This is a genomic window from Thalassolituus alkanivorans (genome assembly GCF_020447205.1).
In the GTDB taxonomy this organism is placed as follows: Bacteria; Pseudomonadota; Gammaproteobacteria; order Pseudomonadales; family Oceanobacteraceae; genus Venatoribacter; species Venatoribacter alkanivorans.
Genome location: NZ_JAJAEL010000006.1, coordinates 94,871 through 117,313 on the forward strand (window position 1 = coordinate 94,871; position 22,443 = coordinate 117,313).

22 protein-coding genes are annotated in these 22,443 nt (G+C 50.1%); 8 read left to right on the forward strand and 14 right to left on the reverse strand.

The features are described from left to right. Position 1 precedes the first annotated feature (1 nt). The 5 genes from LGT44_RS02365 to LGT44_RS02385 are packed head-to-tail and all read left to right on the forward strand — an operon-like array spanning position 2 to position 3,943. On the forward strand, positions 2 to 766 hold the full coding sequence (locus LGT44_RS02365) for an oxidoreductase (RefSeq protein WP_230330528.1): 765 nt from the start codon (positions 2 to 4) through the stop codon (positions 764 to 766). Between the two features lie 10 nt (positions 767 to 776). After that, the gene (locus LGT44_RS02370; protein WP_230330527.1) at positions 777 to 1,448 is read left to right on the forward strand and encodes an LbetaH domain-containing protein; all 672 of its coding nucleotides are present in this window, start codon (positions 777 to 779) and stop codon (positions 1,446 to 1,448) included. Then, entirely contained in the window at positions 1,445 to 2,566 is a 1,122-nt protein-coding gene (locus tag LGT44_RS02375) for an N-acetyl sugar amidotransferase (protein ID WP_230330526.1), read from the forward strand. Before LGT44_RS02370 ends, LGT44_RS02375 begins: the two co-directional genes overlap by 4 nt. Then, complete coding sequence (hisH, locus tag LGT44_RS02380) at positions 2,563 to 3,183, forward strand: imidazole glycerol phosphate synthase subunit HisH (RefSeq protein ID WP_268866364.1); 621 nt, start codon at positions 2,563 to 2,565, stop codon at positions 3,181 to 3,183. The genes LGT44_RS02375 and hisH overlap by 4 nt, the downstream gene beginning before the upstream one ends. Then, positions 3,176 to 3,943, forward strand: a complete 768-nt coding sequence (locus tag LGT44_RS02385) for a HisA/HisF-related TIM barrel protein (RefSeq protein ID WP_230330524.1) — start codon at positions 3,176 to 3,178, stop codon at positions 3,941 to 3,943. The genes hisH and LGT44_RS02385 overlap by 8 nt, the downstream gene beginning before the upstream one ends. Positions 3,944 to 3,971: 28 nt before the next feature. On the opposite strand, the gene flgL is transcribed toward LGT44_RS02385, so the two are convergent. The 14 genes from flgL to LGT44_RS02455 form a co-directional block, all read right to left on the reverse strand. Then, positions 3,972 to 5,210, reverse strand: a complete 1,239-nt coding sequence (flgL, locus tag LGT44_RS02390) for a flagellar hook-associated protein FlgL (protein ID WP_230330523.1) — start codon at positions 5,208 to 5,210, stop codon at positions 3,972 to 3,974. Between the two features lie 21 nt (positions 5,211 to 5,231). Then, positions 5,232 to 8,213: a flagellar hook-associated protein FlgK gene (flgK, locus tag LGT44_RS02395; RefSeq protein WP_230330522.1), complete on the reverse strand. Its 2,982-nt coding sequence runs from the start codon at positions 8,211 to 8,213 to the stop codon at positions 5,232 to 5,234. Then, a complete protein-coding gene (gene flgJ, locus LGT44_RS02400) occupies positions 8,206 to 9,288 on the reverse strand; it encodes a flagellar assembly peptidoglycan hydrolase FlgJ (protein ID WP_230330521.1) in 1,083 nt (360 codons plus the stop codon). The genes flgK and flgJ overlap by 8 nt, the downstream gene beginning before the upstream one ends. A 291-nt stretch (positions 9,289 to 9,579) precedes the next feature. Then, complete coding sequence (locus LGT44_RS02405; RefSeq protein WP_145465829.1) at positions 9,580 to 9,879, reverse strand: hypothetical protein; 300 nt, start codon at positions 9,877 to 9,879, stop codon at positions 9,580 to 9,582. A gap of 28 nt (positions 9,880 to 9,907) precedes the next feature. Next, the gene (locus LGT44_RS02410) at positions 9,908 to 11,005 is read right to left on the reverse strand and encodes a flagellar basal body P-ring protein FlgI (RefSeq protein WP_145465830.1); all 1,098 of its coding nucleotides are present in this window, start codon (positions 11,003 to 11,005) and stop codon (positions 9,908 to 9,910) included. A 20-nt stretch (positions 11,006 to 11,025) separates the two neighbouring features. Continuing rightward, positions 11,026 to 11,724 (reverse strand): flagellar basal body L-ring protein FlgH, encoded by a 699-nt coding sequence (gene flgH, locus LGT44_RS02415; RefSeq protein ID WP_145465831.1) that lies wholly within the window; start codon positions 11,722 to 11,724, stop codon positions 11,026 to 11,028. A 10-nt stretch (positions 11,725 to 11,734) separates the two neighbouring features. Continuing rightward, on the reverse strand, positions 11,735 to 12,520 hold the full coding sequence (flgG, locus tag LGT44_RS02420) for a flagellar basal-body rod protein FlgG (RefSeq protein ID WP_145465832.1): 786 nt from the start codon (positions 12,518 to 12,520) through the stop codon (positions 11,735 to 11,737). A 13-nt stretch (positions 12,521 to 12,533) separates the two neighbouring features. Further along, complete coding sequence (flgF, locus tag LGT44_RS02425; protein WP_230330520.1) at positions 12,534 to 13,280, reverse strand: flagellar basal-body rod protein FlgF; 747 nt, start codon at positions 13,278 to 13,280, stop codon at positions 12,534 to 12,536. Positions 13,281 to 13,484: 204 nt separating this feature from the next. Continuing rightward, a complete protein-coding gene (locus LGT44_RS02430; protein WP_230330519.1) occupies positions 13,485 to 17,120 on the reverse strand; it encodes a flagellar hook-basal body complex protein in 3,636 nt (1,211 codons plus the stop codon). A 27-nt stretch (positions 17,121 to 17,147) separates the two neighbouring features. After that, positions 17,148 to 17,939, reverse strand: coding sequence for a flagellar hook assembly protein FlgD (locus LGT44_RS02435; protein ID WP_145465835.1), 792 nt, complete (start codon positions 17,937 to 17,939; stop codon positions 17,148 to 17,150). A 10-nt stretch (positions 17,940 to 17,949) separates the two neighbouring features. Continuing rightward, on the reverse strand, positions 17,950 to 18,396 hold the full coding sequence (gene flgC, locus LGT44_RS02440; RefSeq protein WP_145465836.1) for a flagellar basal body rod protein FlgC: 447 nt from the start codon (positions 18,394 to 18,396) through the stop codon (positions 17,950 to 17,952). Between the two features lie 2 nt (positions 18,397 to 18,398). Continuing rightward, the gene (gene flgB / locus LGT44_RS02445; protein ID WP_230330518.1) at positions 18,399 to 18,797 is read right to left on the reverse strand and encodes a flagellar basal body rod protein FlgB; all 399 of its coding nucleotides are present in this window, start codon (positions 18,795 to 18,797) and stop codon (positions 18,399 to 18,401) included. A gap of 166 nt (positions 18,798 to 18,963) precedes the next feature. Continuing rightward, a complete protein-coding gene (locus LGT44_RS02450) occupies positions 18,964 to 19,800 on the reverse strand; it encodes a CheR family methyltransferase (protein ID WP_274704275.1) in 837 nt (278 codons plus the stop codon). A gap of 17 nt (positions 19,801 to 19,817) precedes the next feature. Then, positions 19,818 to 20,744: a chemotaxis protein CheV gene (locus LGT44_RS02455; RefSeq protein ID WP_145465840.1), complete on the reverse strand. Its 927-nt coding sequence runs from the start codon at positions 20,742 to 20,744 to the stop codon at positions 19,818 to 19,820. 97 nt (positions 20,745 to 20,841) lie between these two features. On the opposite strand from LGT44_RS02455, the gene flgA reads away from it, so the two are divergent. The 3 genes from flgA (at position 20,842) to flgN (ending at position 22,427) form a co-directional block, all read left to right on the forward strand. Beyond that, a complete protein-coding gene (gene flgA, locus LGT44_RS02460) occupies positions 20,842 to 21,552 on the forward strand; it encodes a flagellar basal body P-ring formation chaperone FlgA (RefSeq protein ID WP_230330517.1) in 711 nt (236 codons plus the stop codon). Positions 21,553 to 21,615: 63 nt separating this feature from the next. Next, complete coding sequence (gene flgM / locus LGT44_RS02465) at positions 21,616 to 21,942, forward strand: flagellar biosynthesis anti-sigma factor FlgM (RefSeq protein ID WP_225693468.1); 327 nt, start codon at positions 21,616 to 21,618, stop codon at positions 21,940 to 21,942. 14 nt (positions 21,943 to 21,956) lie between these two features. Next, positions 21,957 to 22,427, forward strand: a complete 471-nt coding sequence (gene flgN, locus LGT44_RS02470; RefSeq protein ID WP_230330516.1) for a flagellar export chaperone FlgN — start codon at positions 21,957 to 21,959, stop codon at positions 22,425 to 22,427. Positions 22,428 to 22,443: the final 16 nt, after the last annotated feature.

A 22,443-nucleotide genomic window follows, 5' to 3' on the forward strand; every position in this document is an offset into this window, starting at 1 on the left:
AATGCCCCTTAAAAAAACTGTTGTAATAACTGGCGCTGCCGGATTAATTGGTAAATCGTTCTGCAAATCAGTCGCGAGCTATGGATACAATCTCGTTATTGCGGACAAGAATGAAGAAAGTGCAGAAAATCTTGCAGCGGAACTAAGATCAGATGGTCATGAGGCATATGCCTGTATCTTTGATGCAACCAGGGCCGAGGACTCCCAGAAACTTCTGGATTCGAGCCTTTCCCGTTTTGGTAATGTATATGGTCTGGTCAACAATCTCTACATCCGTAGTGGAAACTACGGCGCCGACTTCTTTGATGTTACCTACAACGACTTCAGCAAAAATCTATCGGATAACGTAACGCCGTATTTTGAACTTTCGAAGAAATTTTCCCGACACTTCTATAAAGAAAAAAGTGGAAATATCATAAATATCGCATCGATTTACGGCTGCATTGCACCAAAATTTGAAATATATTCCGGCACAAGCATGACCATGCCTGTTGAGTATGCTGCAATAAAGTCAGCCATAATTCATCTTACGCGCTATATGGCCAGACGCTTTAAGGGTCATAACATCCGGGTTAATGCGATAAGCCCCGGAGGAGTTCTTGACGGTCAGCCAGAAGAGTTTCTGAATGCATATGAAAAAAACTCCTCAAGTAAAGGTATGCTAAGTCCTGACGATTTGTGTGGAACCCTGCTATTTCTGTTGTCAGAGGAGTCGCGCTACATAAACGGACAGAATATAATCGTTGACGATGGGTTTACGCTTTAGGAGAGATCAAGTGCATACCAGTATCAGCTCTTCTGAACTTGAGGGTTACATTAAAAGTCAAATTTCCCACTTCTTTCCTGACAACAAAACTGAATGGCGGGAATCAGTTTCAGATTGCTGTAGTGAAGCCATGAAAAGAGTCGAACATTGTTTCCGCGGTATCAGGGGAAAGTACTATCAGAGCAATGGGCTACCGGTTTTCAATCACATGAATTCTGACCACTATGCAACATTTCTCTATTTCCTTGCCAATCAGGCTTACTTAACCGGCAATTTGCCTTTGGCAGAAAAAGCTTTTTACCTGAATAAATTGCTGAATGGTCTTGATTTATTTTATAGCATAAAAATGCCTGAAATATTTCTTCTTGTACACCCGGTTGGCAGTGTTATAGGTAATGCTGAATTTTCTGATTATCTGGTGATTTATCAAAATGTTACTATTGGCTCGGATAAAGACGGCGTATATCCATCTTTTTCCGGATCAAATGTTCTGTACTCCGGAGCAAGTGTCATAGGAAACTGCCAGTTAGGAAGTAACACAGTGATTGGGGCCCGTAGCTTTTTAAGAAAGCTTACAGATTCAGAGGACAATCGTGTATACAGCGGTATGTATCCGAATGTCCGTTCGACACCGAACAACCGTTCGGTAAAAGAAGATTTTTTTATGGAGAACCCAGTATGACAACTGCTAACAACCAGTCAGCGTTATTCTGGTGTAAGACATGTCTGAACATGTCTACCCGTCCGCGCATAGAGTTTGATGACCAGGGACGCTGCAATGCCTGTCAGTGGGCAGAGGAGAAGAAAACATTTGACTGGTCTTCAAGAATGCTGGAGCTGAAGTCCCTGCTGGAAAAGCATCGAAGCAAAACCGGCGAGTTTGATGTTGTTGTTCCCGTAAGCGGCGGAAAGGACGGATCATACGTAAGCTATATGCTGAAGCATGAGTTTGGCATGCATCCGCTTGCTGTAACCATAACCCCACCACTGAGCTTTTCTATCGGTGATCAGAACCTTCAAAATTATATTGCCTCTGGCTACGATACCATTCAGATAAACCCTAATCAGAAGGTCATGCAAGAACTCAATCGCCGGGGTTTTCTCGAACAGGGAAGACCACTCTACGGATGGGTTGTCGCAATTCTTGCTGGCGTGATCAGGACAGCTGCTAACTTCGGCGTAAACCTGGTCATGTATGGTGAAGACGGTGAGATAGAGTATGGCGGCTCTACCGAAAGTAAAAACCGTCCGGTTTTCACTGCTGAGTTTATGAAGCGTGTTTATCTGGAGGGTCAATATGAAAAAACTCTTCGGGATCTCAGTAGTCAGCAAACCTATTTCTGGCGCTTTGATGCAGATGATCAGAAATTAGGCAATATTGAGTGTGCTCACTTTTCATACTTTGAAAGCTGGGATCCTTACCGTAACTACATGATCGCTAAGGAACATTGCGGCCTGCAGGAAAAAGAAGAGTCCAACACTGGAACCTATACAAATTTCGCCCAAAACGATACTTGCCTGTATGACCTGCACACCTACCTGATGTATCTTAAATTCGGCTTTGGCCGGGCCACTCAGGATGCCGGTATTGATATAAGACGTGGTGCCATGTCACGCGACCAGGGAGTAATGCTGGCCCAGATGTATGATAATTGTTATCCGGAGCCTTTTATCGAAAAGTACCTTGATTACTACAAAATCAGCCGGGAGCTATTTGATAAAACAATCGATAATTTTGCTAATAAAGATCTGTTCTATAAAGATGGCGATCGTTGGATGCCAAAATTCGAAATCATATGATAATTACACTGATTGACTATGGCATGGGTAATCATCTCTCAGTCAGAAATGCTCTGAAGAGGCTTGGCTATGACTCATCCGTTAGTCAGGATCCCGCTGTCATAAAAAGTTCCGATTTGATTATTTTGCCAGGAGTTGGTTCGTTCCGACGAGCTATGGAAAACCTGAACCGCCTTGGTTTAAGCGAAGTAATCAGGCTCGCTGCAACAGAAAATGGCACTCCAACTCTGGGGATCTGCTTAGGAATGCAACTTCTTGGTTCTGAAAGCACGGAGGATGGAGTGTGTGAAGGACTCCGGCTTATCGAAAATAAAATTACCAAGCTTGATGGCAGTTCAGACATTCGCATTCCACACGTAGGGTTTAACAACGTGTACTGGGAAACGAATAATGACCTGACAGTTGATATCAACCAAAACAGTGACTTTTACTTTACACATAGCTACGCCATGAAAGACGATGATAAGACTGCCGATTACATTTACTGTGATTATGGTATGCCATTTGTTGCAGGATTCAGAAAAGAAAATGTTTTTGGCGTTCAATTTCATCCGGAAAAGAGTCAAAAAAACGGATTGAAATTGCTGAAAAACTTCCTGGAGATTAAGCGTGCTTAAGAAGCGTCTTATTTTCACCCTGCTTTATAAAAACGGCAGCTTCCTGCTCAGCAGGAACTTCCGGCTGCAGAAGGTAGGAAATATTCAATGGCTATTCAAGAACTATCATTTTGAGACAATATCTGATGCCATTGATGAGCTTATCGTTCTTAACCTTGATGATGATGAAAATAAAATCCCCGAATTTCTCCAAATTCTGGAGGAAATAGTCGGGCACTGCATGATACCAGTAGCTGCTGGAGGACAGATCAGAAACATGCAAACCGCCTCTGCACTTCTTGCTCATGGAGCAGATAAACTTGTCGTAAACACTGCTTGCTTCGAACAACCTGAGTTCATCAGGGAATTGGTATCATGTTATGGCAGTCAATGTATAGTCGCCAGTATTGACTGGACTTATCAGGATCATCCACAAGTATTCAGTCATAGCGCGACTCAGGAGCAAGGATTGTTGAACGATCATCTTCAACATCTGGCAAAACTTGAAGTTGGCGAAATCTACCTAAACGCTATACATCGTGATGGCACCGGACAGGGATATGATTTCGATGTGCTACACACAATCCCCGAAAACTGGAAAATCCCCATTATCTTCGCCGGAGGTGCCGGGCATAGCAGCCACCTGAGTCAGGCTCTTGAAAACCCTCTCATTGATGCTGCAGCAACAGCAAATCTCTTCAATTTCGTCGGAAAAGGTTTGGGAAACGCCAGAAATGAACTTCTTCGAAGCGGAGCACCATTAGCAAAATTTAACAATTAAGATATTCTTTCTCGCCTGTGGATGCCGATTATAATTGATTAAATAATGATAACCTTGAGATAGTTGTATAGCTTTGCTGTGCCGCTTCCAGCAGAAAGCTCTGCAAAGACAGACGACTGACAGCCTCAGCAAAATCAACATCCGAAAGTTTTGATAACACTTCTTTATTCACCAGACCAACATCCGCTGACAAATTCCGGGTATTTTCAACCACATTGAGTCGGGCACCAACCTGACTGCGGATTTCCGATACCGATGCCTGAGCAAACGCCAGATTAGTAAGGGTATCTTCAATCAGAATATCCAGCGTCTCTGAGTCCACTACATTATCTTCCAGAGTGTTCAGACCCTCTGTAAGACGGAAAATCGTGTCGGTTATGCTTTGTTTAGGTGAAGATTTTATCAACACCTCATCACCCGGTTCAGGGTCGCTGTTCAGAGTAATACTAATACCCGCAGCAACAATATCAGAGCCTGGGCTATAAGCCATGTTCTTCATACCTTCAACGACCCGATCATCGGAAGCACGACGAATGGTGTAATTAGGACCAGCGGGGGTAATAGCAGACTCTGGATTAAAAGTGATGATCAGATCATCAGGGTAAAAATCCGCATACTTTTCTTCATCAATAACAAATCCGGGACTAATCCGCATGGTGCCTTTATTGAGTGGATTCAACTCAGCCGTGAAAGTGTTTTTAGCTGCCTCCACATCGACAAAAAGACTTTTGCCATTATCCCCGGTTGCGACATTGGTAGAAGCGCCAATAGTCAGAAAGCGTTGTCCTTCATCACCTTTGTAGTCATAGCGTCCACTGTCGTTTTTAACAAAAGGCGCATTGCCGCCTTTAAAACCAGCAAACACATATTCACCATTGGCATCACGGGTATTGAATAAATCGACCAGGCCTTCCTGAATCTGATAAACCTCAGCGGCAATCGCCTGACGGTCAGTCAGGGTCAGAGAGCCGCCACCAGCTTTAACCGTGAGTTCTTTCAGGCGGGTCAGGTTATCGGTAATAGACCCAAGGGTTGCATCTTCCAGTTTCAGGCGGTTATCGGCCGCTGTCATGTTGCGGTCATACTGATCCCGCAATGCCTGGTCCTGCTGCAGTTGAAGAATTTTTGTAGCAGCAATAGGATCGTCGGCCGGTGTCAGTACGCGCCGGCCACTGGAAACCTGCTGCTGGGTTTTATTAACCGAAGACTGGTTATCCAGAATGCCATTAAGACCGGTATTAAAACTCTGCAATGTTGCTATACGCATCAGTAATCTCCTGCCAAAGCCTTAACGGAAGGTCGAAATCAAGGTATCAAAAATACTGCGTGCAACCTGAATTACCTGAGCACTGGCGTTATAGGCCAGTTCATATTTAATCAAGGCTGCCGCTTCCTCATCGAGGTTAACGCCAGACAGGCTGGTTACTGCACCTTCAGAATTCCGTAACAATACCTCGCTGGAATCACGGTTAATCTGAGCGCGGCTGGTTACAGAGCCAATTTCTTCGACCAACCGGGAGTAGGATTCCGAATAACTGGTATTTCCGGCCACCGTGTCTTCATTCTGCAGTGCCGCCAGAGCCACACCATTACGGCTGTCTGAAGTACCATCGGTATTAAATCCAACGGTGAATTCGTCACCTCTTTGTGCCAGACCACTGATTTCAACATCAAAACCAAAGTGTACTGGTTCGCCCACCGGATTCTCGGCGAACAAATTATTACCCGGTGGTTCGATATCCAGACTGTAACCGGGATCGGCAATCACTTTGATCTGTCCGCCCATGGATATCTTGGATGAGCCATGCACACCGGTGGCATTCATCGGCAGACGCGGCTGAAAACTGATGGTGCCACGCTCATCAATATCCACATCCAGATTGCCGGAAAAAGTAAAACCAGAATTTTCCAGCTGGGTACGGATAGCATCGACAACCTCGGCTCCCGTTGCATAGGTATCATTCAGCTCGATATTAAAGGTGCCCTGTCCCGGTACATCAAATTCGTAGGTGTAAGGACCACCCTCACTGAAGTCATAGCCATCGTACTCAGTCAGTGGCGTAAATGGCGCTTCGCCGGTTTCACGCAGAATAATGTCCTGACCATTACTGACGTTGAATCCGTCGCCATTGTCACCGGATATCTCCAGATTAATATCGTCACCATTCAGTGCGGTGATCACGACTCTGCTGCCATCACTGCGCGCAACGATCCCCAAATCCTGCAGATCACGATTGCTGTTAATGCGATCGGCAATAAAATCCGGCGTTACCGGGTCGGGTACTTCTTCCGGGTAATTGGCATCGTATTTCGTCTGATTCGGGCCAAGGGTATCGGTCAGAACAATTCCGTTCAGGCTGAACGTCATAGGCTGAAAAGGATTCGCATCGCTGCTGAAATCACTCAGCTCAACCGTTGTCCGTGCCAGGGCTTCAATACCCTCACGCTTGCTCAATTGCTCTGCAATTTCTTTTGCCGAGGCATTTGCCTTGGTAATTAATGTCGGCTGTGTCGTCACCTTGCCACTGACCGGGTCGGTATGGCTGATGACAATGCGTTCCGGGAAAAAGCCATTCTTCGGTGTCACATTAGTGGCCGGTGGTGGCGCCTGATAGGTTGTATTAACCGGCAGATAACCACCAAAGCTGGTAAAGGCTGTTTTGCCTTCATCAGCTGGCAGAATCGAATTACTGATACCCGGCACGTAAGTCTGATTCATCAGCGGCGGAAACAGCGGAATAGGCTTCCCCGGATCGGTGTTATCCAGCACATCGTAAGTGGTTGGCGAAGTGAAGCGGATCAACAGCGGTGGTGTCAGCTCACCTTCACGGGAAAAATAAGGCGTATTAATGTCATAAACACCACCCTGAGATATCGCTGCATTTCCCTGATTACCAATAGCGGAATCGGTCACAATCGGAGAAGCAACGGCAACCTGCTCAGGACGGGTGATATTAACCTGAACCTTAGTCGACTCATTGCGCGTCGGCATAATGCGGAAATCATCGCCCGCCTGAAAGCTTCCGGCTTCAAAGCGGATTTCAAAACCATCAACCTCTACCGAGTCCGGAAAACTACCGCTCAATGCTCCACTGCTGACGATTTTATCGTCGTCCAGGCGTTTAATACGGTAGGTGTAATCATCCGGACCGGGAAATTCTACCTGATACTCACTGGTGGTTAACGCTCCGGCATCTTTAATATGAACACTCAACAAGCGGTCATTCGGGCGGGCATTCTGGCTGTCGCCCAGTACACGGTTATAGGCTTTTTCCGGTGCGTTAATATCGGTAAAAAAGTTTTCGCCCATTTTACCGTCAAAATCAATACCCAGCTTATGTTGCTCATTAAAGGTTTGATTAATCACCAGCGCTAAGCGACCTAACCCATTTAATACCGGATCCAGAACTTCTTCACGAAATTGCAATGTACCGCCCAGCTGACCACCCGTAATTTCGTTAGTTACGTTCTGAATCACATCACCTTTGCGGAAATACAGATCGGAACGGGATGGATCAGAGCCACCGGCATCGGCAAATACTTCGTTGTAGTCATTACCAATAACCAATGCCTGGCCATTGCCGATAAAAACGTTCCAGACCGAATCGTCTTGTTCTACAACATTTACTTTTACCAGCTCGGAAAGGTCTTTCACTAATTTATCACGGGCATCCAGTAAATCGCTGGGTTCGATACCATTGGCCGATGCGGTGGCAAACTGAATCTGCTCATTCAGCTCAGCGATGCCTTCTGCAATGGTGGTAATCTGCCCGGCCATGACATCCATCTGGCCATTAATAATATCGTTCTGTGCGTACAGGCGGTCACTGATCGAGGTAAAACGATCAACCAGACCATTACTTTCTGAAATTAATACTGCCCGTGCCGGCAATGAAGCCGGATCATCCACCACGGCCTGCAGGGATGAAAACATACGCTCAAGACCCGGCTGCACACCAGTGCCGGAATCGGCCAGTAAACTGTCAATCTGTTCTGCGTTTAAAGCCAGCGTATCGAAGCCATTAAAGGTTGAGGTATCACGCCAGAGTTGTTCAGTCAGAAACTGATCATAAACACGATTAACGGTATCAACATTAACGCCTGAACCTACCCAGACACCGCCTTTATTCTGCGGACTGACTGCACTCTGGCCAATCACCTGACGGCTGTAACCCTCTGTGCCGGCATTGGTAATATTCTGGCCGGTAATGGTTAATGCCGTCTGGCTTGCGCGCAGGCCGGAAATACCAATTTCAAGAATACTAGCCATCGTTGCGATCTCCGGTCAGCGGCGCTGACGAACGCAGTTGCTCCAGTGCAGAATTCAGGGTTGTACTTTGTGAAATACGCTGAATTTTTGCTCCATATTGTGGATCGGTGGCATAGCCGGCCTGCTGCAGGGCATAACCATAGTGTCCGGCGCCCAGATTCTGACCAATGGCCTGCTGATAACGCTCGGCGCCCTGCAGGAAGTCGGCATAGTCGCGCACACCTTCTTCCATCGACGAGTAAGAGCGGAACGGCGCCCGTTCCTTTACTGCCAGACCGTCGCGGTATTCGTGGGTAACCACGTCGACCCGCTCACCCTGCCAGCGGCTGTCGGCTTTAATACCAAAAAAATTAAAACTGTTACGGCCCTGATCATCGCTGATCATATATTTTCCCCAGCCCGTTTCGAGCGCAGCCTGGGCAACGATGGCTTTTGGTTCGACCCCCAACTCAGCGCCGACTTTTTCTGCCAGCGGATAAAGAGCGGCAACGAACTCTGCCGGAGTGGCAAACTGTTGCCCTTTATTACCGCTGCCGCTGGCTGCTACAAGCGGTGTTGTATCCGCAGCAACAGAATGTTCACTGGCTGTGACCGCTGCCTGAGGCCGAGGACGAAGCTGATGCAGTTCAGCATCAACGGCATCCATCGTCGCATTGAGGGCAGTAACATGAGAGGGAGAAACCATCGGTAACGGCGAACGTGCCCGACGGTCAAATAACTTGCCCTGATCCAGCTCTTGGGCGTCATTTTTGTTGTCACCGTAATTGGACATCAGCTGACGATAGATAACCTGAGAAAGCCCCATGCCCTGCTGACCGGAGAGCGACAGTGCCATCTGATCGTCATACATTTTTCGGTAGAAATCGGTTTCCGGAGAATTGAACATCGAGTCTTCTTCGAACACCTTGTTGGCGTCACGCATGGACGACATCATCATGTTCAGAAACATCGATTCAAACTGCTTGGCAACTTCCATCAGTGCGGCGTTTTTATCGTCTTTTCCCAACGAACGAATACCCTGCAGGGCATTCAGGTCGGTATAAATCTGGGCGCTCTGTGGTTGTGTCTGGATCATAGCAATCTCCTTTGTTAGGGAAACTGCAAGATGTTTGCCAATTGACTGATTAAGCGAGTGTAAAGAGAGAAGAAAAAATCCGGACCAAAGTCCGGATTTTGAGTTTGAATAACATCAGCATCTGAGCCATTTCTGCCAGTAAAGTCTGATGGGCTGAACAGGCATTGCCTCAGTGTGACAATTGTTCGTATTAAGAAGTTTTTTTCTTTTTCTCGTTCCCATGCTCCGCATGGGAATGCAACGGTGTCAGCAAAGACTACCACGCAGAGCGTGGGAGCCAGATGTACGCTTTCAATGCGGCAACTGTTCGTATTGGGAAAGCTTTTTCTTGCCGCTCTGACGGCTGGCGATACTTTTCTGCTCCTGCTGCAAATCGGCCAGCAACTGCTGTTCTTCCTGCAGCAAACCTTCCAGAAACTCCTGCTGCTCATTGGTCATATCAATCAGCTCACTGATCTGGGCAAACCACTGCTGCAGTAATTCGTTGCGCCGCTGAATCCGTTCATCGACACCCTCACGAACCCCCTGACGAATCAGCGAGCGGAGTTCCAGGGACAGGTTTTTTACCTGTTCAAACAATTCAGCACTCATATTCGTGTTCTCTTTATGTTTATTCGTATCAGATAACAATCAATTCAGCCTTTAACGCACCGGCCTGCTTCATTGCTTCAAGAATAGCCATTAAATCACCGGGCGCAGCCCCTACTTCGTTAACCGCTTTAACAATACTGTCGAGGGATACGCCAGGACCAAATTTAAACATGCGGTTATCGCCGCCGTTATCGATATTAATATTGGTCTGCGGTACGACGACGGTTTCTCCATCGGCGAGGGCATTGGGCTGGGAAACCTGAAAATCTTCGGTAATGGTTACCACCAGGCTGCCGTGGGTAACAGCTACCGGCTCAATCATCACATTCTGCCCGATCACAATAGTACCGGTGCGGGAATTAATAATGACCTTGGCCCGTTCTTTACCGGTTTCAATTTCCAGATTTTCAATAATGGATAAATAACTGACACGCTGACTGGTATCACGCGGTGCACTGACGCGGATCGACGTTGCATCCAGCGCTTCAGCGGTTCCCGGTCCGAGTAAGGTATTGATGCGCTCAACCATCGCACGGGCCGTGGTAAAGTCCGGCTGGTCGAGGTTAAAAATCAGGCTGTCACCACGGGAAAAATTGCTGGGCACGGTTTGCTCCACAGAAGCACCGTTAGGAATACGGCCGACACTGGGTACATTCACGGTAATTTTTGAACCATCATTACCTTCAGCGCCAAAACCACCAACCACCAGATTACCCTGGGCAACCGCGTAAATATTTCCGTCGGCACCTTTGAGCGGAGTAAACATCAGCGCGCCACCACGCAGGCTTTTGGCATTACCCAATGAGGCAACGGTGACATCCACCCGTTGTCCGGGCTTGGCAAAGGCCGGTAATTCTGCAGTAACCGATACCGCCGCCACATTTTTTAATTTCGGATCGACACCGGCCGGCAGGGTAATGCCGAATTCGGCCATCATGTTGCGGAAAGTCTGAGTGGTGAACGGTGCTTTATCACCGGTACCATCCAGCCCCACCACCAGACCATACCCCACCAGCTGGTTGGTACGCACACCGGAAATACTGGTGATGTCTTTAATCCGTTCAGCCTGTACGGCCGGTGCCAGAAAAACCGACACCACAAACAGACAACTCAGAAAACGTAACATGGTTTTTCTCCTCGGCCGGCTTACAGTGGCCACCAGGGCGAATTAAGAATACGGTCAAACCAACCCTGCTTGGTCGCATTATTCAGATTACCGCGACCACCGAAGGAAATACGGGCATCGGCCACTTTACTTGATGAAACTGTATTGTCCGGCGTTATATCCTGCGGGCGGATCAGACCACTGATGCGGATATATTCCTCCCCTTCACTCAGGGTCAGCCATTTTTCACCGCGGATACGTAAAATACCGTTAGGCATAATTTCCGCGACCGATACCGATATCTGGCCACTCAGACTGTTAGAGCGATCAGCTTCGCCCTTGCCGTTAAATTTACGGTCAGCCGAGGTATCGGAATCCAGACCCAGATTTTTCCAGCCTGGCACCGTCCCCATCACACTGTTAGGCACAATACTGTTGCTGGAGGTTTTATCCGACTTGGTTTGCGCCGATTTTGATGACTGATACTGCTCATCAAAAATCACCGTAATAATATCGCCGACACGACGTGCCTGCTGATCGGTGTACAAACCAAAACTGTAGCGTGCCTGAAATAAAGAACCATTGGCCATTGGTGGTGGCTGCAGGCTTTCGGCGGATACCGGCGCGTAATCCGGATCATCCGGATAAACCTCAGGCTCCAAAGGCACTGAAGTACAGGCCTGCAATGTTATAAGCATCAGCGCGGCCAGAGATAAACGGGATGAAAACAGCGTATTCATAACAACCTCCTTACACGTTCTGCGTCAGGAACTGCAGCATCTGATCGGCGGCGGATACAACCTTCGAATTCATTTCGTAGGAACGTTGCACGGTAATCATTTTTACCAGCTCTTCCACCACTTCAACGTTAGAGTTTTCCAGCGCTCCCTGCTCTACCGTACCAAAGCCTTCTTCATTCGGTACGCCTACCTGCGGTGCACCACTGGCGGCGGTTTCATAGAACACGTTACCACCCACTGCCTGCAGACCGGCCGGGTTAATAAAGTCGACGGTTTCAATCTGGCCCAGCTCCTGCGGCGTCGGATCACCAAACAGGGTGGCCTGCACAATCCCGTCTTTACTGACGGTGAGCTTATTGGTCTGCTCAGGAATGGTTATCTGCGGCTCCAGCGGATAGCCGTTCACGTTCACCACCACCCCTTCATTGTTGATATGAAAGGTACCGTCACGGGTATAACCAATGGTGCCGTCCGGCATTGTGATCTGGAAAAAACCACGGCCGTTAATGGCCATATCCAGCGGCTGATCGGTCAGCTGCAGGGAACCTGTGGTGAAAATCTTTTGCGTACCCGCAGTACGTACACCAGTACCCAGCTGCAGACCCGACGGCAAACGGCTGTCAGCCGAGGAGTTGGCACCGGGCTGGCGCTGGATCTGGTACAGCAGGTCTTCGAATACCGCGCGGTCTTTTTTAAAGCCGGTGGTGGATACGTTGGCCAGGTTGTTAGAAACCGTGGTTAACGCCAGATCCTGTGCTTCCAGTCCGGTTTTACTTACCCAAAGTGCATTTAACATAGGTCAGCTCCTGTTACTGGTTGGCCAGAATTTGTGTGGTTGCGGCGGTATTTTCATCCACCCGTTTCATCAGCTTTACCTGCATTTCGTACTGGCGGTTAAGGGCAATCAAACTGGTCAGCTCGCTCACCGCATTGACGTTACTGCCTTCAACAAAACCGTTAACCAGTGTGATATTGGGGTCGGCAACCGCTGGCGGTGTGGCCGGATCACGGAAACGGAACAGGCCGTCTTCGCCTTTTTCCAGCGCCTGCAGATCCGGGCGCACCAGCTTAAGCTGCACCGGTTCGGCGACCGCTGCCGGGTTTTCCCCCAAAGGCTGAATCGTCACGATACCGGCGCGGCTGACTTCAATACTCTGAAACTCTGGCAGCACCACAGGCCCGCCATCGCCAATCAACTGCAGACCACTGCCATTCACCAGACGACCATCGGCATCGACGCTCAGATCGCCGGCACGGGTGTATGCTTCCTGGCCGTCGGGTCCCTGCACCGCAAACCAGCCATCACCTTCAATGGTCACGTCCATACGGTTGCCGGTTTCCATCAGAGGGCCCTGACGGAAATCACTGGCCGGGCGTTCAGTCATGGCATAAGCACGGGTTGGAAAATGATCGCCAAATACGCCCATCGCCCGGCTCTGGGTGTAATCGGAGCGGAAGCCTGTGGTACTGACATTGGCCAGGTTGTTGGCGTGTGCGGCCTGCCCCAGCGTATTTTGCTTGGCACCTGACATGGCAATGTATAAAGCGCGGTCCATAGTTCTGCCTCTGTTCTTGCGGGTAAGACGGAAAATCCACCTTACCGAATGAGTTACAGGAAACATTGCAGAGGACGTGCCAAAACCATAAAAGCCATTATTTTCAATAACTTATGATTTTTTGACGGTATCAGACGGGAAAAAGCGCGGAAAAAACGGCAGCCTCTTCCGCCAGAGGGGAAGAGGCTTGCCGCCAGGCAGTCATCAGATATTCAGAATGCTCTGAGTGACCTGATCGGTGGTTTCAATGGTTTTGGCACTGGCCTGGAAGTTACGCTGGGCAATGATCAGCCCAACCAGCTCTTCCGATAAATCCACGTTAGAGTCTTCCAGTGCCGATGAGCGCACCTGACCAAAGGAAGCCGTACGTGGAGAGCCAACCGTCGGATCACCCGATTCAAAAGACTCGGCCCAGGATGTGTCGCCCAGCGGGGTCAGACCTTCCGGGTTGCGGAAGTTGGCCAGAGCCACCTGCCCCAGTGTCTGTGCCTGACCGTTGGTAAAGCGGGCGAAGATAATCCCTTCCTGATCCACTTCCAGTCCGGTCAGACGGCCGGTGGTGTAACCATTCTGGCTCACTTCGTTAACCGCAAAAGCACTGCCGAACTGAGTAGAGCCACTCAGGTCAATCTGGAAGTTGGAGTTGCTTGGCGGATCGGACAGAGGCAGACCACCTTCCAGCACGTTCACCGAACTCAGGGCACCGGTCGGATTACCATCGGCATCCTTAGGGTCCCAGTTGGTGATGTAGATATCACCAGTCGATACCGGATCAAAGCTGCCGTCCTGATTAAAGAACAGTTCAAAACGTGCCGGCGTTGGCTCCAGGTTCTGTGGGAATGGCAGAGTCGGATCAGGATCCCCCACATCGAAGCCATCCACCTGAACATACATTGCCCACAGGTTGGCCTCGTTCGGACGGCTCGGATCAACCGGTTCCTTAACGAAATACTGTGTCATGACATGGGTATTACCCAGACTGTCATAGATATTCATCGAGGTGGCGTGGTTGTAGGTGTCCTGATCTTTCGGATCGAAAGCATTCAGGGTGTAAGGGGTAAACTCATCCGGTGTCAGCGCACCGAAAATACCGGATACCACCGGATCAGGCTGACTCAGGGTGTAGTTCTCGTTCAGGATAAAGGTCACCACACCACCCACTGCCGCAGACAGGTCAGCACTGGTACTGCCGCCCAGTACCACCGGACCGGTGTTATCGGCGCCCTGCACCACCAGCGAATCGGAAGTGACCGGACTGGAAATACTGAGCTTGATATCGCGGCCAATTTCATTGGTGATGACCAGATCACCGGCAGCGGTAATTTCGGCGTTGAAACCCGGCAATGTCGTGCCGCGGTAGGAGTTAATTTCGTCGGCAATATCTTCCAGCGAGGTAGAGGTTAATACCTGACCATTCAGCGTCAGCTTCATATCATTGCCAGGGCTGTTATAACCCGACAGCGGAATATTCATGGTGGTCAGTGCCGATGCCGTGACCCCTGGCTGCTTGTTGAACAGCGCAACAATGGCATTAGCCTCACTGCGTTCAGGAATAACGATTTCAGTTTCTTCACCGTCCGGATCAGTCAGTACGACCGTCTGGCGCGGATATTCATTATTCACACCCTCAATACCGGTGGTCAGCAGCGTACCGTCAGACGGGTTAGCCTGCAGCAGACCATAGAGATCGGCGGCGGTAATATCCGGGCCTGAGGCACTGATATTACTGATCGAAATAATCGACGCTTCACCGGCCTCAGTGGCACGCAGTTCCAGCTGATACTGTGGCGGCACCACATTCGGTTCAATTTCGACCGCAGCCGCCTGCACACCGATGTAACCATCGGCATCCTGACTGTTCAGCTGGCGGTTAATACTGGCCGCCAGTTGCTGCACCGAACGATATTCTTCATCCAGCGTAATCAGCACAGAGCCACTGCGGTTTTCGTTATCCGGAGCCGGTACTGTCAGGTTAATACGGAAGCTGTTGGATTTATCCACCTCGTCTTCACCGGTAACCACAAACAGGCTGTCAAAGCCCAGTGCTGCAACCGCCTGCGGTTCAGCTACGGTTGGTGTCACCGAGATACCTTCACCGGAGCCCACATTGGTGTTAGTGAACACCAGCTGACCGCCCACCGCATCCACGGTAACCTTACCGGCGATACCCGCGGCACCGATATACACATCAATCTGTTGCTGAATGGCCACTGCCAGATCGTCCAGCGAAGCATAATTCGCCGGCGGAATGGTAATGTTGAACGGACCGCCACCATTACCGGTTGTACTGGTGACTTCCAATTGGAAAACGTTATTGGCCTGAACCGGTTCAACGCCATTGTCGAAGCGGTTACCTGTCAGGAAGCCAATGCTGTCCAGACTCAGCCCCACAGAAGACACCGAGTTATTGGCAATCTGCAGATAGTCACCCTGTGTTGCCGGAGCCTGAACCTGAAACTCAATACGGCCGGCATTATTAACAGCCAGCACTTCTTCGTTACCCGCACCTGCAGTTGCAGTGATCTGCGTATTAATCTGCGCCACGGCATCAGCAATACTTAAAGTGGCATAACCCGAACCCGGAGCCGCGCCCTGCCAGGCTGCCTGGCTCAGGTTAATCGGATAGGTAGCACCGGTTTCGGTAGCGATGGTAAAGGCCAGTACGTTACCGCTACCGGCACTGATATCCAGCGCGCCATAGAGGTTGCTGGCGGTCAGCTGGGCAAACTGCCCAGGGTCAGAAGCCACGATATTCAATGATGGTGTGGCGGTAGTACGGGTCGTCGTAGATGTGCCGGGAATGCTGCGGAAGTCAGCGGTCAATGCACCGGAACCAACAAAGAGCAGTGAGCCCTGAGTACCTGCGGTCACGGCACCGGCCGCACCAAAGGCCGCCATAGTGGCGGAGTTGGTAAAGGCAAAGCTGGAACCATCCGTTGCGCTGTAGCCAGCACGCTGGAACACCAGATTGCCGGTGCCATCAGTCGTCGCTGTCAGCTGCTGGGAACCCAGCACGGTATCAATCGACTGCTGAATCAGAGTCAGGGCTTCTGCCTGAGTAGAACCGGCCGGAATCGCCTGCAGCGTTATGGTCTGCACGCCGTTGCCGTCACCGAGGTCAACATCAAAGGTTTCACCACCGGCGGTACCGGCAGTGGCCACGTTGGCGACGGTATTACCACCACCCAGCGCACCATCAAAAGCCACCGCTGCCGGCGTGCCGCCGGTCGTTGGCTGACCGGCAGAATCCAGAATACTGCGGGTCGACTCGGCAATACCGGAATCTGCAGCACCGATTGCCAGACCATTGGATACCAGCTGCAGACCCTGCTCCTGCAATACCTTTTCACTGGCATTCAGGTTCAGAATGGCCGATGCCAGATTAGTCAGTCGCGGTGGCTGATTGGCAACCTGAATACGGATGTCGCCCAGTACACCATTAACCACACCATTCTCATTGGCAGCGTAGCCCTGTAAACGGGAGCCGTTATTGGCCACCACATAGCCATTTTTATCGAGAGAGAAGATCCCGGCACGGGTGTAAGACACACTGCCGCGATCTTCCAGAACAAAGAAGCCGTTACCGTCAATGGCCATATCCAGCGCACTTTCAGTGCCGCTGATATTACCCTGGCTGAACTGCTGACGGACGTTATCCACCATAACCCCACTGCCGACCGGTTTAACACCGGTACCCAGCAATGTGGTGGTGTACACGTCGGAAAATTCCGCCCGTGATTGCTTAAAGCCGGTGGTGCTGGCGTTGGCAATGTTATTACCTGTTACCTCAAGGTCGGTCGAGGCAGCCCGAATACCACTTAAACCAATATTAAAAGCCATAATCTAGTCTCCGTTGCCCGTTCCGAACTACTCATCCAGAATCTGTTTAATCTGATCCAGCGAGGCACTGCGACCGCCCGCCAGATTCAGAGTGACCGTTCCACTGCCGCTCATGGTGACGCTGTCAACCCGTGAGCTCATCTGCATTCCTAACTCTTCTGATTTACCACCCATAGTGCCGGTGACTTTGAACACGTACTCACCAGCCGGATAAGGCACAGGAATCTTGTTGCCTTCGGCATCGAGGACCAGCTCACCGTCTTCGTCTTTGTAATATTCCTGACGGTTAAGCTTATTCACATCGATGTCGATAATTTCGCCATCGACCATCATATTCAGACCGTCCCAGCGCACGGACATCGAGCCGGCGGTACGGTTGCCCAGTGGAATCTGTTCCAGCAGAACGCCATTTTCGTCTTCGATGCTCAGCTGCAGATTGCTGGCACTTTCCGGCACCTCGGTGTAGCCACTGACCACCCCGCCACTGAGCAGCAGACCGGTTTCATTGCCTTCCACAATGACCGACTGGCCGACAAGGCTGGATGCCTGTAACGCCGAAGCCGAGTTAAAGCGCGACATCATGCTTTCACTGGTGGTATTGAGTTTGTCGATCCCTTCTACCGTGGAAAACTGTGCCAGCTGTGCCACAAAGGCCTGGTTATCGGTCGGTTCCAGCGGGTTCTGATTGTTCAGCTGAGCAACCATCAGCTCCAGAAACGCATCACGTCCCAGCTCGTTATCTTTTGGTTCCGCACTGTTGCTGGGCTTGCGGTACTGATCCAGCGCAGCAGTGTTATTACCGACTTCATTAATTGCCATAACCTGCTCCTTACTGTCCCAGAGTCAACGTACGTTGCAGCATCTGTTTTGCGGTCTTCAGCACCTCTACATTCATCTGATAGCTGCGCGATGAAGACATCATATCGGTCATTTCTTCAACAATGTTCACGTTCGGGTAGTACACATAACCATCTTCATTTGCCATTGGGTGATCCGGCTGAAAACGCTGCTGCAGCGGCGCATCCTTCTCCACAATTCCCATCACCTGAACACCGGCTCCGGTGCCATCTTCAATGCTTTGAAACTCGTTATTAGCATTCACTTCCATAAAAGTTTTATGCATCACCGCAAACCAGGGCTTACGTGCACGGTAGGTTTCATCGACCGAGCTGGATGCACTTTCTGCGTTGGCGATATTACTGGCGGTCGTGTTAATCCGGATCGACTGAGCATTCATGCCGGAACCGGCGATATCAAATACGTTGGATAACGACATAATTATTCTCCCCGGATCGCGCCTTTCATGCCTTTGAAATTGCCACTGAGAAATTCAAAGCTGGCGTTGTAATTCATGCTGTTACGGCCATACAGCGCCTGCTCCATCTGCGAGTCGACGGTGTTGCCATCAATGGAGGGCTGAATCGGATTGCGGTACAGCAATTCATCATCGCGCTGGCTGTGACCACTGAGATGACCGGAGTGAGTGCGCTCCAGCGCTACGCTGTTACGGGAGTTAATCTCTCCGGCCAGTACGGCCTGAAAATTGATGTCACGTGCTTTAAACCCCGGGGTGTCGGAGTTAGCCAGATTATTCGCCAGAATTTCTGCCCGCGCCGCGCGCAGCTGCAGTGCAGAAGGATGAACGCCGAGAGCGTTGGTGAAATTGATAGAGGCCATAATCTGATTCTCTTACGTGACTATGACTGGAAGATAGCAACCCCTGTGCCAAAAAAAATAATCCTTATTTTTCAATAGGTTGAAAATAAAAAGCCGCCCTTTAAGGCGGCAATGGAGCGGCAATTCTACGGCAACGGCAAACCTTTACCGACCGGCGGCAAACAGGCTATACACCTCCGATCTTCTTCGCCCGGTACACAATCCCCGGGTGGCATTGCACCATTTCGAAATAATCGCTCAGGTTATTCATTGCCTCTGAAGCTCCCAGCATCAGGTAACCACCAGGATTCAGGCTGCCATGCATGCGTCTCAGAATGTCGTGCTTCAGATCGGCAGAAAAATAGATCAGTACGTTACGGCAGAAAATAATGTCGAATTTTCCCAGCAGAGAGAAACTCTGCTGCAGATTCTGGGCACGGAAATCCACCCGGCTGCGCACCTGGCTGTTAATACGCCAGCGATCTGAATCCACCTCATCGAAATACACTTTAAGATGCTGATCGTTCATACCACGGCGGATAGCCAATTGTTGATACACCCCCTCTTTAGCTGCAGCCAGAGAACTGGGGGAAATATCCGTTGCGGTAATACGCTCGCCAGTCATCAGCTGACCCGGATTCTTTTTTCTGAACTCTTCAATCTCAATACTGAGAGAATAAGGTTCCTGGCCGGTAGAACAGGCTGCCGACCAGATTTTCAGCGGACGCCGGTGTTGTGCCAGTTCTGGCAACAGCTTTTCACGAAAAATACGGTAAGGGTGTTCGTCACGGAACCACAGGGTTTCGTTGGTGGTCATCGCATCGATAACACTTTCCTGCAGGCTGCGGTTGCGCTCCATAGCAACCAGCAGGTCTGAAATACTGGCAACCGATTCCCGCTCCATCATGCGCCGCAGACGACTGGTAACCAGATATTCTTTGCCTTCGCCGAGCATAATACCGCTGCTTTTTTCCAACATCTGACGGAAGCGGTTATATTCATCCACTGACATGTCTTTGGTCATAATTTCATCCACATAGCCTAACCGGCTGCATTCACTTGTCGTACTACCCGTTCAGCCAGAATGTCCGGATCAAACTTGGCAATAAAATCGTTGGCTCCCACTTTTTCCACCATCGCCTTGTTAAAGACACCACTGAGAGAAGAGTGCAGCACAATGAAGAATCCTGCCATACGGCTGTCACCACGCACACGCGTGGTCAGGGTATAGCCGTCCATCTCCGGCATTTCGATGTCAGAAATCATCATCATGTAATGATCACTGATGTTTTCTCCGGCCTCGGCAATGGCATACAGATGCTCCCAGGCTTCACGCCCGTCATTCAGTGCAACCACTTCTACACCGACATTTTCCAGACAACGGCTTACCTGTTTACGGGCAATTTTAGAGTCATCAACAATCAGCACTTTTTTGGCCTTCGCTTTGGCATGAACATCCTCGCTGACCACCCCTTCACTGATCTGTTCATTAACCGGCGAAACTTCCGCCAGAATTTTTTCCACATCAATGATTTCGACCAACTGCTTATCCACTTCAGTAACCGCCGTCAGATAATGCTCACGACCGGTTCCCTTTGGTGGCGGATGAATATCCCCCCAGTTCATATTGATGATGCGTTCCACACCAGCCACCAGAAAGCCCTGAGTTTTCAGGTTGTATTCGGTAATGATGACGAAAGCATTTTTCAGATCCTGCAACGGCGTATTCCCCGTTGCCATGCTCATATCCATGATCGGAATCGTGCCCGAACGGATATGCGCCACACCACGGACAACCGGGTTACTGCCCGGCAGAATTGTCAGTTTCGGGCATTGCAGCACTTCTTTAACCTTAAAGACGTTGATGCCATAAACCTGCCGTCCATTGACGCGAAACAGCAGCAGCTCAAGCCGGTTTTCACCAACCAGCTGCGTGCGCTGATTCACTGTGTCTAACACACCTGCCATAACAAGCTCCCAAAAAATCGATCCGGCATGACCTTTGCTGTACCTGCTGAACCCACAGATTTAACGCCAGATAAATGACATTCAGTATTACGTGTTTATGAGCATAGTAGAGAACCAGCGCCGTTGTCGGATATTTGCTGCAATTTTCCTTGCTGCAATTCCGCTGCTGTACGCACCGGCGATCCAGGCTTCCGGTTGGCAACAGGATGTTGAACAACGCCTGCTTATTCGCTGGCAGGAAATCAGTGGTCATGAATCTGACAGTGCACTTTCCTTCCCGGGGCTGCCGGCAGACTACCAACTTCCCGATTGCGAGGGAGGCTTCGATCTGGCTCTGGTCAAACCTCTGCAGGCCGGGCGCAACGGACTTGAACTCAGCTGTAATACGCCCTACTGGAAGCAGCACCTGGCCGTACAACTGCACATTTACAAAGCGGTTGCCGTACTACGGAAACCCGTCAGCGCCGGCCAGCCCCTGAACGCAGATGATATTTCCATGGTGCGCCATGACACCGGAGAACTGACCAAAGGCTATTACCTCCATCCGGAAGATGTTCAGGAGCAGATCAACCGCCGCAGCCTGCGCGCCGGCACCGTACTCAGTCCGGACATGCTCGATCCTCCCGTCATCATAAACCGTGGCGAGAGGGTCAAAATCCGCGTCAACCGCCCGGGTATCCGCATTGAAATGAACGGTACCGCGCTGGAAAATGGCCGGCAGGACGAACGAATCCGGGTGCGTAATGAGCAGTCACAGAAAATCGTTTATGGCCGGGTGGCCGGACGGGGCTTAGTACAGGTCGAATAAAATTTCAAAAAATTGCTAAAGTTCCAACTATGGCCGCCGATAACACCTATGCAGGAGTGTAAAATGCCTAACTGGCTCGGAGATTTGTCTATGAATATCAATAAGTTAACCGGTGGTGTAGATAACAGTTCACGCACCCGTAACGAACCGGTGAATAAAGACCCGGCACCAACCGCCAAAGCGCAGGAAAGCGCAGTCTTTACCGATCAGGTCAAGCTGAGCGCCAGCAGCAAAAGCATTCAGCAGGTTGAAGCAGAAATCCGTGAAATGCCTGACGTCGATGACGCAACCGTAGAACGCATTCGCGGAGCCATCGAAAAAGGCGAATACAAGATCGACTATGAAAAGCTGGCAGGAAAAATGCTTGATTTTGAGGATCGTCTCAACTGAAGCAGTGAACTCCTATGAGCACAGACATCGCGCTATTCGCAGCTTTCCTGCAAACCGAGCTGGAATTAACCACGGGAATCCACGCGATTCTTGAACAGGAACGGGATGCTCTGGCCAACAACGACCTGCAAGGCCTGCAAACACTCCAGCAGGAAAAAGCACTCTGCCTCCGCCAGTTACAGGATCACGCCGAACAACGCCTTCTATGGATGAAAGCATCGGGCCTGCCACAATCTGCGCAATGCCTTCAGCATCCGGATATTGCCGCTGCGGCAAACATCCGCCTCCTATGGTCCAACCTTGAAAACCAGTACAAACAGAACCAGAAGCTATCGGTTCAGCTCTCCGATATCGTCCTTCACGCCCGTCATCGTACCCTGCAAAAACTTAAAATCTTGCGTGGTCAGCAGAATGATCCACACTTATATAACGATAAAGGGAAAGCAAGCAGCCTGAAGCAGGGACAAGGGTACATTCAGGTCTGATCATGTCTGGGAACCA